Source organism: Niallia sp. FSL M8-0099 (assembly GCF_038006945.1).
Lineage (GTDB): Bacteria > Bacillota > Bacilli > Bacillales > Cytobacillaceae > Niallia > Niallia circulans.
Genome location: NZ_JBBOWF010000001.1, coordinates 2,405,531 through 2,419,495, shown reverse-complemented (window position 1 = coordinate 2,419,495; position 13,965 = coordinate 2,405,531). Strand labels below are relative to the sequence as shown.

At 35.3% G+C, this 13,965-nt stretch carries 13 protein-coding genes and 1 riboswitch; of the genes, 11 read left to right on the top strand and 2 right to left on the bottom strand.

Annotated features, from left to right (window positions below):
• Positions 1-73: 73 nt before the first annotated feature.
• The gene (gene ligD, locus NSQ92_RS11970) at positions 74-1,294 is read right to left on the bottom strand and encodes a DNA ligase D (RefSeq protein ID WP_341152816.1); all 1,221 of its coding nucleotides are present in this window, start codon (positions 1,292-1,294) and stop codon (positions 74-76) included.
• A 201-nt stretch (positions 1,295-1,495) separates the two neighbouring features.
• On the opposite strand from ligD, the gene ku reads away from it, so the two are divergent.
• The 11 genes from ku (at position 1,496) to NSQ92_RS11915 (ending at position 13,350) form a co-directional block, all read left to right on the top strand.
• Positions 1,496-2,332 carry a non-homologous end joining protein Ku gene (gene ku / locus NSQ92_RS11965; protein ID WP_047940485.1) on the top strand — a complete coding sequence of 279 codons (837 nt, stop codon included), beginning with the start codon at positions 1,496-1,498 and terminating at the stop codon, positions 2,330-2,332.
• A 60-nt stretch (positions 2,333-2,392) separates the two neighbouring features.
• Positions 2,393-3,040, top strand: coding sequence for a phosphatase PAP2 family protein (locus tag NSQ92_RS11960; protein ID WP_061796390.1), 648 nt, complete (start codon positions 2,393-2,395; stop codon positions 3,038-3,040).
• A 65-nt stretch (positions 3,041-3,105) separates the two neighbouring features.
• Entirely contained in the window at positions 3,106-3,651 is a 546-nt protein-coding gene (locus NSQ92_RS11955; protein WP_047940701.1) for a glycerol-3-phosphate responsive antiterminator, read from the top strand.
• A gap of 290 nt (positions 3,652-3,941) precedes the next feature.
• Positions 3,942-4,760, top strand: a complete 819-nt coding sequence (locus NSQ92_RS11950; RefSeq protein WP_047940487.1) for an MIP/aquaporin family protein — start codon at positions 3,942-3,944, stop codon at positions 4,758-4,760.
• Between the two features lie 26 nt (positions 4,761-4,786).
• Entirely contained in the window at positions 4,787-6,277 is a 1,491-nt protein-coding gene (gene glpK, locus NSQ92_RS11945; protein WP_341152815.1) for a glycerol kinase GlpK, read from the top strand.
• 308 nt (positions 6,278-6,585) lie between these two features.
• Positions 6,586-8,196 (top strand): glycerol-3-phosphate dehydrogenase/oxidase, encoded by a 1,611-nt coding sequence (locus NSQ92_RS11940; protein ID WP_047940702.1) that lies wholly within the window; start codon positions 6,586-6,588, stop codon positions 8,194-8,196.
• Positions 8,197-8,994: 798 nt separating this feature from the next.
• A riboswitch (ZMP/ZTP riboswitch) is annotated at positions 8,995-9,078 on the top strand.
• A 43-nt stretch (positions 9,079-9,121) separates the two neighbouring features.
• Positions 9,122-9,967: a bifunctional 5,10-methylenetetrahydrofolate dehydrogenase/5,10-methenyltetrahydrofolate cyclohydrolase gene (locus NSQ92_RS11935; protein WP_047940489.1), complete on the top strand. Its 846-nt coding sequence runs from the start codon at positions 9,122-9,124 to the stop codon at positions 9,965-9,967.
• 270 nt (positions 9,968-10,237) lie between these two features.
• A complete protein-coding gene (locus NSQ92_RS11930; protein ID WP_016203922.1) occupies positions 10,238-10,438 on the top strand; it encodes a cold-shock protein in 201 nt (66 codons plus the stop codon).
• A gap of 499 nt (positions 10,439-10,937) precedes the next feature.
• Positions 10,938-12,395, top strand: coding sequence for a DEAD/DEAH box helicase (locus tag NSQ92_RS11925; RefSeq protein WP_047940490.1), 1,458 nt, complete (start codon positions 10,938-10,940; stop codon positions 12,393-12,395).
• Between the two features lie 157 nt (positions 12,396-12,552).
• Positions 12,553-12,753, top strand: coding sequence for a cold-shock protein (locus tag NSQ92_RS11920; protein ID WP_047940491.1), 201 nt, complete (start codon positions 12,553-12,555; stop codon positions 12,751-12,753).
• A 204-nt stretch (positions 12,754-12,957) separates the two neighbouring features.
• Entirely contained in the window at positions 12,958-13,350 is a 393-nt protein-coding gene (locus tag NSQ92_RS11915) for a hypothetical protein (RefSeq protein WP_047940492.1), read from the top strand.
• Positions 13,351-13,420: 70 nt separating this feature from the next.
• Here NSQ92_RS11915 and NSQ92_RS11910 read toward each other — a convergent pair whose 3' ends face one another.
• The gene (locus NSQ92_RS11910; protein WP_047940493.1) at positions 13,421-13,708 is read right to left on the bottom strand and encodes a DUF6509 family protein; all 288 of its coding nucleotides are present in this window, start codon (positions 13,706-13,708) and stop codon (positions 13,421-13,423) included.
• Between the last annotated feature and the right edge of the window lie 257 nt (positions 13,709-13,965).

Here is a 13,965-nt window from a genome sequence, read left to right as displayed (position 1 = left end):
CTTTGTTTGGGCGTTTTATTGTCTTTATGTTTGCATACAAGGATATGATTAGAAAGTTTTCGCAATCATCTATTCAGATTTTTTTCTGCCCTTCAGTGTTTTGGACATTTGTTAACACATCTAGTACTTGACGAAAAGGTTGTTTTTCTTTTGCCGCAAAATAACCAGCGAAGGAATGAATCCCTTTTTGTAGTCTTTGTAAAACAACGTCCATTGAAAATTGGCGAGGATGTAAATCTTCCGTTAATTCATCCCATTCAATTGGGCATGCAACATATCCTCCTTTATTACCGCGAATAGAATAGGGAGCGATAATTGTTTTTCCTTCACTATGTTGGATGTAGTCAATGTATAATCTGTTTTTGCGGTTTTTCTTTAATCGTTCTATGGTGAAAAGCTCTGGATTTTCCGCAATCATATAGTTTGCAATAAATTCTGTGAATAAACGTACTTCTTCATAAGTAAATGTTTTTTCTGGAAGTGGTAAATATACCTGAATTCCTTTATTTCCTGATATTTTCACAAAAGATAAAAGATGTAATCGTTCCAAAATCTGTTGTAGAACTTTTGCCGCTTTAATAGCCATATAAAAATGTTCCACAGAAGGCGGATCTAAATCAAAGACAATTTCAGAAGGCATGCTATTAGAATAAATGGTTTCAAATGGTATATGAAATTCAAACGCTAATTGATTTCCAAGCCACATAAGCGTTTCTAGGTTATTGCAAATGATATACTCTATGTCGTCGTTCTTATATGTTTGTACATAAGGTGGAGCGTAGTCTGGACATTGTTTTTGATAAAAAGATTCTCCAAATAAACCATGGGGAAATCGAATCGTAGTCAATAAGCGATTTTCTAAAAAAGGAAGTAAATATGGACTGACCTCTTTTAAATATAAAATATAATCGAGTTTCGTAATCGTGGTGTTGGGAAATAGAGGTTTATCAGCATGAGTAATAGGCGTAGACTCTGTTGCGACGAGTTTCTCTAATGTACAGTCTTTCCAATCTATATTATATAAAAATTGGATAAAAACGGGGTTGCTCAGTTTATACTGTTGAAAGGAGGAAAACTGTAATTCTACGCAAATTCCTGGATTTAAATAATATAAATCGTCATCTTCCTTTATAGCATGTTCTTTTATAATCTGTATTAATGCTGTTTTTTCTGCTTTTTTTAAGCCTTTTTGAAAAGAACCTACAGTGATAATATTCTCGTTTCCAACGACACTGACACCAAATGAGTCTGTTTTTTTATAATAATTACTAATAAAAAATGCAGCTGTATGCATTTGTCTATCCTCCTGATTTATCTAACTCTTATTAGTATATCTATTTAAGTACATAGTATGAACAGTGTCTGCTGCCAATAATTAAATAGTATGAAAAAAAAACGGTGACACAATGTATAAATAGATAGAAGAAAAAGTGATGAATATTGCTTTTTTCATAAAAGAAATATTGTGTTCAACTAATAAGATTGGAGATTAATTATGCATACAATGTGGAAAGGAAATATAAGTTTTGGATTAGTAAGCATACCGATTAAGCTGCATTCAGCAATAGAAGATAAAGATATCAAGCTTAGAACACTTCATAAGGCTTGTCATGCCCCAATTAAATATGAAAAGAAATGTTCTGCTTGTGGAAATGAAGTTGCTCCAGAAGAAATCGTAAAGGCATATGAATATGCAAAAGGAAAATATGTTGTGCTTGATGAAGAAGATTTGAAAAACCTGCACAAAGAGAATGAAGATAAAGCAGTGGAGATTATTGATTTTGTGAAGATGGAAGAGATTGATCCTATTTACTTTGAAAAATGTTATTATATGTCTTCCGGTGAGGGTGGTAATAAGGCATATGCTTTATTAAGACAAGCCTTACTTGAGACAGGGAAAGTGGGAATTGCGAAAATTATTATTCGCTCCAAAGAACAGCTGGCAATTATTCGGGTTTATGAAAATACTCTCGTAATGGAAACTATTCATTTTCCTGATGAAGTTCGTAAGGTGGACGATGTACCAAATGTTCCGGAAGTAAATCAAATAGAGAAAAAAGAATTAGAAACAGCGATTTTATTAATTGATCAATTAACCACTGAATTTACACCAGAGAAATATACAGATGAATACAGAACAGCTCTTCTTGAATTGATTGAAGCAAAGAAAGCTGGCAAAGAGGTAGTGACAGGCACAGATAAACCAAGGGAATCGAATGTCATGGATTTAATGGCTGCACTACAAGCATCTATTGATAATACAAAGCCTAGTAAGAAAACAGAGGAAAAAAAGAAAAAGACCACAAGAAAGAAAGTTGTCAAAGAAGCTTAAAAATAAAGTGCTAGCTACTGCGAAATAGCTAGCACTAAAATATAACAGCGAGGGATTTACATGGAGAGAAGAATAACGTCAAAATATATCGGTGTAATGTTAGCAGTTATCCTGATTTTTAGCGGGCTATTTTATATTATTGCAAGACATGTAAAGAGCTCAGATATTATTTCATTTGATGATACAATCATCCATTTTACTCAATCATTTATTTCAGACGAATTAACAATATGGGTTGAACGAATAACCTTTTTAGGGTCTATTTTGTTTATCGCAGCAGCGATACTAATTATTACAGTACTTTTACTATGGAAGAAAAAGTATGCTTTAGCCATTTTTTTTATTTCTGCTAATGGTTTTGGTGCATTATTAAATACGCTTCTTAAATGGTTCTTCAAAAGAGAGCGTCCGGATATATTGCCTGTTATAATAGAAAAAGGCTATAGTTTTCCAAGTGGACACTCTATGGGTTCTCTTATTTTCTTCAGCTCATGTGCGTACTTATGTATACATTTGCTTAATTCAACTGGAAAGAAAGTGATGGCTTACATAATTGCTTGTATGCTTATTCTTTTAATAGGAACAAGCAGAGTATATTTAGGTGTCCATTATCCAACAGATGTTGTAGGTGGCTACTCAATAGGTATCGCCTATTCTGCTGTTTGCATATTAGCATTTCGCCTATATGAATTTAAAACGAAACGGTAGTGAATGTTGGGAAGCCTTGAATGGTCATGAAGAGATTAAGAATGAAACTTTTTGGGGGAAATGAAATGAATCAACCTATTATTCCAGCATCATCAAATATGAAGGAATTCGAAGCGTTTTTAAAAAGCGATTATGAAATTGGCGTATTTTTAGAGGTACATGTTTCACAGTTAAAACATATAAGCTTGCTTGCAAAAAAAGCAAATAAGAAAATGATTTATCATGTTGATTTAATCCAAGGATTGAAAAGTGATGATTTTGGAACAGAGTTTATCTGTCAAGAATTTAAACCATATGGACTTATATCTACAAAATCATCGGTTATTTTAAAAGCAAAGCAGAAAAACGTGATAGCAATTCAAAGGGTATTTCTCCTTGATAGTCATGCAATAGCGAAAAGCGTTAAACTAGTACAACGAACACATCCAGATTATATCGAAGTGCTTCCAGGAACAATGCCTTGGATGATTAAAGAAATTAAAGAGAGTTTAAATGTACCCATTCTTGCAGGTGGTTTGATTCGCACGGATAAGGATATAAGCAATGCAATTGAAGCAGGGGCTACTAGTATAACTACTTCTAAAAAAGAATTATGGCAAAAAATAAAGTAAATAATTTTTTTATAGTGAAAACAATAAAAATAATTGACAGACCAACAGGAAGCGTTTACAATAACCTTACAAGTTAATTTAATGTGTTGGAGAAAAGGAGATACACGCAGTAGTCACCATAATTTTAGTGGCTTAATCTGTCGTGTTCTCCTTTTTTTGCATGTTATATGACAATCACTCTGTAATGATAAAAATAAATGTTAGTATGATGGTAGTTTAGGGGTAAAGCAGTTTAATATAATTCATTGTCAGAATTTTAACAGAGTGAAACAAGGAAAAGGGGGATTTTGATGTCTGCGTTTATGGGAGAAGTTGTTGGTACCATGATTTTGATTATATTTGGGGGAGGCGTTGTAGCTGGTGCGAATTTAAAGAAAGCGTTCTCTAATGGTGGAGGGTGGATTGTGATTACTCTTGCCTGGGGATTGGCAGTTACAATGGGAGCATTTGCTGTCGGAAGTATTAGTGGTGCCCATTTAAATCCAGCTGTTACCATCGCGCTTGCAATCACTGGTGATTTTGCTTGGAATCAAGTATTGCCGTATATTTTGGCACAAATGATTGGCGCTTTTTTAGGTGCATGTATTGTATATTTACACTATCTCCCGCATTGGGGTGCAACAAAGGATGCGGAAGCAAAATTAGCAGTCTTTTCAACAGGTCCTGCTATTCCACATACCTTTGGAAATATATTAAGCGAATTGATAGGGACGTTTATGTTAGTGCTTGGCTTATTGTTTATTGGAGCAAATAGTTTTGCTGAGGGATTGAACCCGCTTGCTGTAGGCTTGCTTATTGTTGTAATTGGGATGTCATTAGGGGGAACAACTGGCTATGCTATTAATCCTGCACGTGACCTTGGTCCAAGAATTGCCCATTTTGTTTTACCAATTGCCGGCAAAGGATCATCCAATTTCCGTTATGCTTGGATACCAGTTGTTGGTCCCATTTTAGGCGGATCACTAGCAGCCGTTTTTTATACGTATATCTTTAAAGGGGTTGTCTTATCAAGCTTTTGGATTGTAATAGCGATTACTGTCATTGTATTATTACTTGCATTTTTTAAGACAAAAGGGGAAAGTAAAAGTATTGGTAAAAAAGTAGCATAATCATTTACTAATGGGAGGTTTTATTCATGGAAAAATTTATATTATCATTAGATCAAGGGACAACAAGCTCAAGGGCGATTATTTTCAACAAAAAAGGGGATATTGTGCATGTGGCCCAAAAGGAATTCACACAAATATTTCCGAAGCCAGGATGGGTTGAACATAATGCAAATGAAATATGGGGTTCTATTTTAGCTGTTATTGCGACAGTTTTATCAGAATCAGATATTAAGCCGGAACAAATAGAAGGTATTGGGATTACCAATCAACGGGAGACGGCTGTTGTATGGGATAAAAATACTGGGGCGCCCGTATACAATGCCATTGTATGGCAATCAAGACAAACAAATGAAATTTGTGAAGAACTAAAAGCACAAGGATATAATCAGCTTTTCCGTGATAAAACAGGACTTTTAATTGATGCTTATTTTGCAGGTACCAAAGTAAAGTGGATTTTAGATCATGTAGATGGAGCTAGACAAAAAGCAGAAAACGGGGAGTTATTATTTGGTACAATTGATACATGGCTAATTTGGAAATTATCTGGTGGAAAAGCGCATGTAACAGACTATACAAATGCTTCACGTACGTTAATGTTTAATATCTATGAATTAAAATGGGATGAAGAACTACTTGAAATATTAACAGTTCCAAAATCGATGCTCCCAGAAGTAAAAGGATCTTCTGAAATATATGCTCATACAGTGGAAGGACATTTCTTTGGAAATAGAATTCCAATTGCAGGAGTGGCAGGAGATCAACAGGCTGCTTTATTTGGTCAGGCATGTTTTGAAGCGGGAATGGCGAAAAATACTTATGGTACGGGCTGCTTTATGTTAATGAACACAGGTGAAAAAGCAGTAAAATCAGACCATGGCTTGTTAACAACAATCGCATGGGGGATAGATGGAAAAGTAAATTATGCCCTTGAAGGAAGTATATTTGTGGCAGGATCTGCTATCCAGTGGCTAAGAGATGGCTTAAGAATGATAAAAGATGCGAAAGACAGCGAAGACTATGCAAGCAGAGTAGATTCTACAGATGGAGTTTATATTGTACCAGCGTTTGTTGGATTAGGAACTCCATACTGGGACAGTGATGTGCGAGGGGCAATGTTTGGAGTAACTAGAGGGACAACAAAAGAGCATTTTATTCGGGCAACACTAGAATCACTTGCATATCAAACAAAAGATGTTCTGGCTGCAATGGAATCTGATTCGAATATTCAAGTTAAAACATTACGAGCTGATGGAGGAGCCGTTCGAAACAATTTCCTTATGCAGTTCCAGGGAGATATATTAAATGTTCCTGTGGAAAGACCAGTTATAAATGAGACAACTGCATTAGGAGCAGCTTATCTTGCTGGTTTAGCTGTTGGTTTCTGGAAAGATCAAAAGGAAATTGCGGAAAAATGGAGCCTAGATCGTTCCTACGAACCAAAAATGGAGGAAGAGACAAGAGAAGGATTATATGCTGGATGGAAGAAAGCTGTTAAGGCTACAATGGCTTTTAAATAAAAGGGGAACCTACTGTTTTAAAGTTTAATATAATAGTATAAATACTATGAATATCTAGGTTAATATGATATAATAAACACAAGTTAATATTTTTTGTCTGGAGAAATGGAGAGACCACAAAGCATTATCGTTCTATTGGTAATGTAACTTTGTGGTCTCTTTTTGTTTGTATATAGATCATGTACAAACTAAATTGTTTTGAATGTATTACGAAAGGAAATTATTAAACTAACAAGTTTTTTAAGTATAGGGAGGGTTTTACTTTGCAAAAGAAGCCAAGTAGTAGAGAAAAAATACAACAACAGTTAATGAATAATAAATTTGATGTGTTAGTGATCGGGGGAGGTATTACAGGAGCGGGAATTGCTTTAGATGCCGCAGCTAGAGGAATGGAAGTTGCTCTTGTAGAAATGCAGGATTTTTCAGCAGGAACTTCAAGCAGATCAACAAAGCTCGTCCATGGTGGTCTCCGCTATTTAAAGCAATTTGAAGTGAAGATGGTTGCAGAAGTAGGGAAGGAGAGAGAAGTGGTGTATGAAAATGGACCACATGTAACTACACCAGAATGGATGTTACTTCCGTTACACCAAGGAGGAACGTTTGGAAAATTTTCCACCAATATTGGTCTAAGAGTATATGATTTCTTAGCTGGAGTAAAAAAATCGGAACGAAGAAAAATGCTATCGAAAGAAGAAACACTTGCAAAAGAGCCATTAATTAAGAAAGATGGTCTTAAAGGCGGAGGGTATTATGTGGAATATCGCACAGATGACAGCCGACTGACTGTAGAGGTAATGAAAAAGGCCGTAGATTGTGGTGCAGCTGCGATTAACTATACGAAAGTAGAGAACTTCCTATATGATAAAAACGGAAAAGTAGAAGGTGTAGAAGTTAGAAATCTTATCACAAATACGGTTTACCCTATTTATGCCAATGTTGTGGTAAATGCAACTGGACCATGGGTTGATACATTAAGAACGATTGATGGAAGCCGAAAAGGTAAAGCGCTTCAGCTGACAAAAGGGGTTCATTTAGTTATTGATCAATCTGTATTTCCTTTAAAACAAGCGATTTATTTTGATACACCAGATAAGAGAATGGTTTTTGCTATTCCACGGGATGGAAAAACATATGTTGGGACAACAGATACTTTTTATAGTGAAGATCCCATTCATCCTTCGATGTCGAAAGAAGATAGAGATTATCTTTTAGAAGCAATTAAGTTTATGTTTCCTTCGATCTCCGTTTCCGCAGAAGATGTGGAGTCAAGCTGGGCGGGAGTTAGACCATTGATTTTGGAAGATGGAAAAGATCCCTCTGAAATTTCTCGCAAGGATGAAATCTGGGAGTCTGACAGTCGGCTTATTACTATTGCTGGAGGGAAATTAACGGGGTATCGTAAAATGGCTGAAACAGTTGTTAATCTTGTTTCCACTAGATTGCAAGAGAAGACGGGGAAGTCATTTAAACAATGTATGACAAAGTCGATGCCAATCTCTGGTGGAGATGTTGGTGGTTCAAAAGGTTTTTCTACGTATATCCAAGATGTTGTATCAAAGGGAATGAATGGAGGACTTTCAAAAGAGGAAGCAGAAAACATTGCAAGGCTATATGGCAGTAATGCGCCTATTCTTTATGAAATTGCAAAGGAGTTAAGCGGGAAATATGAAGAACTTTCCCCAGTCCTACTTGCACGGATTCACTATGCAATGGAATATGAATATGCAATAACTCCGACAGATGTACTACTAAGACGGACAGGAATGCTTTTATTTGATATTGCTAAAGTAAAGGAAGTAAAAGATGCAGTAATTGAATACATGGCAGAATATTACGATTGGAGCACCGAAAGAACTAATACCCTAACAGCCGAACTAGAAAAAGAAATACACAAAGCAACTATTCCGTTTGCAGGGTAATGGAAAGTTAATAGGAAATAAGGCTTTCCCATTTAATGAAATTCTTTAGAACAAATGATAGGTTGGTTAGCTCGAAGCGACCGCACGTAAGTGATTCATGCGGTCGCCTCGAGCAGACAACAGGATAGGAAGCTCATTGATTACAACATGGTAATTAAGTGTATGAAATGGAGGGAAACGAGTGCCTGATAATAGTGAGAATATCGATTAACCCTTCCACAAAATAAGCGTTTTTACAAAAATAGGGAAACTAATAGTTGACTATAAGCAAATTTTGCGATAAGATGTTCCTTGTATGTATTTGAGGTTTAACAGAATTTTGTAGAATTATTGTGTAAAGTAACAGGAAATTTATAAGTATACGGAACAACTATATAATAGCATTCAAAACAATTACACTCCATTTATCTTCAAAAACACATTTAAATCCTTCCTAATGCGGATTAATCCTTCCATTATTTTTTCAAAAATGTATTTTTGTGTTCTGCACAATTCACCCTAAATTCACACTGGCGCGGTCTAGGAACCGTAAGGATGAAAGAGAGGTAGGGCTTTCGTTGTTTTAGGCATTACACCATTTTTAATAGAAGTGTATTTCCTTAAATATATGCATTGCTTAATTGTATTCGATCGATGAATACATGAATGGGACCTTTTAAATCTGAGTTGATCATCAGACTTAAAAGGTCCTTTTATATTTGATAAAGCTAATCTGGTACTTTCCACTATCTTTCAAATAAAATAACGGGAAGATTATTTTATTTGAAAGGGAGCTATGATATGATACAAATGAACTTATCAATACATAGTGACTGACGACATAAATGGAAATAACCATATGGGAGCTGTGTATATGTATAGCCGGTCGTCTGGGCAGAAGGGCAAAAAAGCACTTCTTTTTTATAATTTACCAGGAGGTATATACATGTCGGAAAAATTAATTTTAGACGGAAATGTAGTAGCAAATGCAGTAAAAGATGAATTAAGAGGAAGAATAAGTGCTTTAAAGGAAAAAGGGATTACTCCATGCTTGGCAACAATATTAGTTGGCGATGATCCTTCATCCGCAACGTATGTACGAATGAAAGGGAATGCATGTGCAAAGCTCGGCATAGAATCAAGAAAAATTCATTTAGATAAACAAACAACAACAGAAGAGTTGTTAGCAACGATTCATTCATTAAATAAGGATGAAAAGGTGCATGGGATTCTTTTACAACATCCAGTTCCAAGCCATATAGATGAACGGAAAGCATTTGAAGCAATTGAGATTGAGAAAGACGTGGACGGTGTTACTAGTTTTGGATATGGGCAAACAGCTTTAGGATTTGGTAAATATCCATCCTGTACTCCAGCAGCTATAATGAAAATTATGGAGCATTATAATATAGAAGTTAATGGAAAACATGCGGTAGTAGTAGGGCGTAGTCCAATTTTAGGAAAGCCTGTTTCTGCATTGCTTTTAAATAAAGATGCAACCGTGACAACCTGCCACTCAAGAACGGTTCATTTAGAAAATCATGTCAGACAAGCAGACATTGTGATTGCTGCTGTTGGAAAACCTAATTTTATTCAAGGTGAATGGATTAAACCAGGTGCCGTTATTTTGGATGCCGGCTATAATAAAGGCAATATCGGAGATGTTGATTATGAAGCTTGTTTAGAAAAAGCCTCTGCCATTACCCCGGTTCCAGGAGGAGTTGGACCAGTTACGATTAGTATGCTGTTAAAGCATACGGTTGACTCTGCAGAAGCAGCAATCGGGGAATAACGTTAAAAAATTAAACAGGAAAAATCTACCATTGGTGTAATATTATAAGTTTTGAAAACGTTATTGACAAAAACGTAAAAAAATTATATTATAAGTGTAACGCAATTAAGTTCGGTATATGTTTTATGGATAAGGTGGTCGTAGCTGCAATGTATGTAGGCGATTTCTTCTACATCATTTCAGTTACGGCTTTTTCATGTTGAATGACGTATCGATTCCTAAAAGTTATATTAGGTGCTTAGTGTGTAACACATTTTTGGAGGTTTTACAATGAACACAGGTAAAGTAAAATGGTTTAACGCAGAAAAAGGTTTTGGATTCATCGAGTCTTCTGAAGGTCAAGACGTATTTGTTCACTTCTCTGCAATTCAAACAGAAGGTTTCAAAACTTTAGAAGAAGGCCAAGACGTAACTTTTGAAATCGTTGAAGGTAACCGTGGACCACAAGCTTCTAACGTAACTAAAGCTTAATAAGAAAACAAAAAAAGGTGATGCCTTTCAAAATGCATCACCTTTTTTAATGATGTTTCCCATAAAGCTTTTGTTTTTCATTGAAAGGAAGAATAACAAAAATCAATGGCTTAGATTAGCATTTGGATAAAAAATTCTCCATCAACTTCATTATATTCATCCGTTAAAAAACCACATAATTTCCCACTAAAGTATGGTATGCAGGCTTTTAATTGGTCCTATTTACCTTAATGTTTTGGAAAATGAAAAAAAGTGAAATAAAATGGAGAGTATATATTTATAACAAAATAAAACAATACACTCTAGGTTGGTATTTTCTAAACAAATAATGTCCCTAATAATAGGGCGGTGTTTTAAGGTCTATATAAGAGTAATCATGCGCTAAAATTAGTGGGATCCATTCATTTAAAAATGATAAAGATCCTATCCTACGACATTTCTGGCCCTATATTCTAAGGAATATCAATCAACGGAGTACAATAACAAGGAGGAAAAAGTATTGACAACTTTTTCAGATTTTAAATTAAGCAGCAGTTTAGAAAAAGCATTATCAAATATGGGATTTGAAGAGCCAACACCAATTCAGGCGCAGGCGATTCCGATTGCATTATCAGGTAAGGACATGATTGGACAAGCTCAAACAGGTACTGGTAAAACAACTGCCTTTGGTGTGCCTTTATTAGAAAAAATTGAGGTTGGCAAAGCAGTTCAAGGACTAGTTATTGCTCCAACGAGAGAATTAGCAGTCCAAGTAGCAGAAGAATTAAATCGTATTGGCTCAGTAAAAGGAATCCGTACCCTGCCAATATACGGTGGACAAGACATTAACCGCCAAATTCGCGGACTTAAAAAGAAGCCGGAAATTATTGCGGCTACACCTGGTCGATTAATTGACCATATTGAGCGTAAGACAATTCGTTTACAAGATTTAAAAATGATTGTTCTTGATGAGGCAGATGAAATGCTTAACATGGGCTTCATTGATGATATTGAAAGAATCTTAAGCGAAACTCCAGAGTCTCGTCAAACGTTATTGTTTTCAGCAACAATGCCGAAAAGAATTCAAAGCCTTGCTGAAAGATTTATGGTTGAACCTCAAGTTGTAAGAGTGAAAGCGAAAGAAATGACTGTTACAAACATTGAGCAACATTATATCGAAGTACAAGAACGTCAAAAATTTGATGTATTATGCAGCTTGCTGGATATTCAATCACCTGAACTTGCTATTGTCTTTGGTCGTACGAAGAGACGTGTGGACGAAGTGGTGGAAGGTCTTATTAAACGTGGATACTCTGCAGAAGGAATTCATGGTGATATTCCACAAGGTAAACGTGACCAAGTAATTCGTCGTTTCAAGGAACAAAGCATTGATATTATGGTAGCAACAGATGTAGCAGCTAGAGGACTTGACATCAGCGGTGTGTCTCATGTTTATAACTTTGATATCCCACAAGATCCAGAAAGCTATGTTCACCGAATCGGTAGAACAGGACGTGCTGGTAAAAAAGGTCTTGCTGTAACATTTGTTTCTCCTAGAGAACTTGATCATTTACGTATTATTGAAAATGTGACGAAGAAATCAATGACGAAAAAGCCGATTCCTTCTCTAACAGATGTGTTAGCTGGAAACCAACAAGCAACAATTAGTAAAATTGCCAAAACAATCGAAGAAAATGACTATGCAGAGTATAAGCGAGTTGCAGAAGGTTTATTAGAAGAAACAGATTCTGTAACACTACTTGCAGCAGCATTGAAGCTTCTTACAAAAGAGCCAGATGCTACACCAGTTAAATTAACGGCTGTTGAGCCACTGCGTTCAAAGAAAAAAGATAACCGATCTGGCGGCGGTAATCGTAGACGTCGTTCTGATCGTGGGGGAGAACGAGGCAGCTATGATAGAAAACGCCCAAACTCTTCTGGTGATAGAAGACCTAGAAGTCGTAACAGAAGTAAGTAATCGTTTTAAGTTTACTTTATACCTATGTCTCCCTAATAGTAGGAAGAAAATAATGGAATTTAATGTTTCAGCGTTTTAAAAGAAATAAATTGGGGAAACTAGTTAAATGAAGGATAGGATATATCCTTGTTATTTAAATCTAGGAGGCAATAAAAAAATGGCAACAGGTAAAGTAAAATGGTTTAATTCAGAAAAAGGCTTTGGATTTATCGAAGTAGATGGCGGAGAAGATGTATTTGTACATTATTCAGCAATCCAAACAGAAGGATTCAAAACTTTAGACGAAGGTCAAGAAGTTAATTTTGATATAGAAGAAGGCAGCCGCGGGCCGCAGGCTGTAAATGTAACAAAACTATAAAATGTAAGGAAGAGTCCTACGGGGCTCTTTTTTTGCTAAATGGAAACTGTTTGGATAAAATAAGATAGAATACTTTCATCAAGCGGGAAAAAATTTCCTTGATGTTTGTTTCTTACGGATCATGCAGCTGTGTTCCACATTGAGTTTAAAGTGGAGTTAGTTTTGATCTGTTAAGTGATATAGAGAAAGAAAGAGGTGCAGACCATGAAAGAATTTACAGTGAATTTTCATGTAGAAGATGGAGTAGACCAAATGATTGTGCAAAAACTAAGTGAGGACGATTTTAATCGTGTTACCAGTGGCGGTACACGTCAATTATTTGAATTAGATACAAATATCGGATTCTTTATTTATTTTGACGCTGAAGATGAACACGGTAAAGAATCATACTTAGTTCTGCAATATGAAGAAGAAAAGGAAGAACCAACAGCATGCTTTAGTTTTCAACTAAAAGATTTTTATCAATTTGTTGCCTTGCACCTAAATGATCTCCAATATGAAGAAGGCGAAGAAGAGGAAGAGGACTTTGGCCCTATTCACTATCTGGCTCATTTAATGCACCATATTGTAGAGGATGGAAAATCGGTAGAAGTATAAAGAAAAAAGCTGGAGATTATTTTCTCCAGCTTTATTAGCGTAATTCCATCTGAACGGCATTGGTTTAATATTAATCCTCTAAATAATGCTGCTTGCAAAATGCTTGTATTTGTTCTAATTCTTCATCCTCTAAACCATAATCCAAATATTTATTTTCTAAACTATTATAAAAATGATAATTCAATATACGGGATCCATTTTCGTCTACTGAAAATAAGATTTTTATTTGTAAATGATCTTCATCTGCTAATTCATCTTCCTCATCAAACTCGACAGTAAGAAAAAATTCAAAGCGCTGACCAGCAAGAATGCCGGTAGGATCTTTAATTTCCTCAACAGTATATTCTTTAATGTTCACTCCATAAACCTCCAATAAATTCGCAACAATATTATAGTGTTTTCACTCTGAAAATAATATCATATAAAAGCGGGAATAGCTAATTGTATTCTTGCTAGGACTAAATTGCTCTCTAATCGATTTTAAAAAAATAAAGTAGTTTTTTAAAATAATATTTGCATTGAGGGTAGAAAGTATGGCATAATAAACAGTTTGACATTTTTATCAGGATATGGTATATTTAATAATAGATTTTGTTCATATTTTTTGTTTACACT

Coding starts and splice junctions, on each gene's coding strand:
- NSQ92_RS11940 (WP_047940702.1), top strand. CDS start 6,586: ATGAATAATAAATTTGATGTGTTAGTGATCGGGGGAGGTATTACAGGA.
- ligD (WP_341152816.1), bottom strand. CDS start 1,294: ATGCATACAGCTGCATTTTTTATTAGTAATTATTATAAAAAAACAGAC.
- glpK (WP_341152815.1), top strand. CDS start 4,787: ATGGAAAAATTTATATTATCATTAGATCAAGGGACAACAAGCTCAAGG.
- NSQ92_RS11955 (WP_047940701.1), top strand. CDS start 3,106: ATGAATCAACCTATTATTCCAGCATCATCAAATATGAAGGAATTCGAA.
- NSQ92_RS11960 (WP_061796390.1), top strand. CDS start 2,393: ATGGAGAGAAGAATAACGTCAAAATATATCGGTGTAATGTTAGCAGTT.
- NSQ92_RS11930 (WP_016203922.1), top strand. CDS start 10,238: ATGAACACAGGTAAAGTAAAATGGTTTAACGCAGAAAAAGGTTTTGGA.
- NSQ92_RS11950 (WP_047940487.1), top strand. CDS start 3,942: ATGTCTGCGTTTATGGGAGAAGTTGTTGGTACCATGATTTTGATTATA.
- NSQ92_RS11920 (WP_047940491.1), top strand. CDS start 12,553: ATGGCAACAGGTAAAGTAAAATGGTTTAATTCAGAAAAAGGCTTTGGA.
- NSQ92_RS11915 (WP_047940492.1), top strand. CDS start 12,958: ATGAAAGAATTTACAGTGAATTTTCATGTAGAAGATGGAGTAGACCAA.
- NSQ92_RS11935 (WP_047940489.1), top strand. CDS start 9,122: ATGTCGGAAAAATTAATTTTAGACGGAAATGTAGTAGCAAATGCAGTA.
- ku (WP_047940485.1), top strand. CDS start 1,496: ATGCATACAATGTGGAAAGGAAATATAAGTTTTGGATTAGTAAGCATA.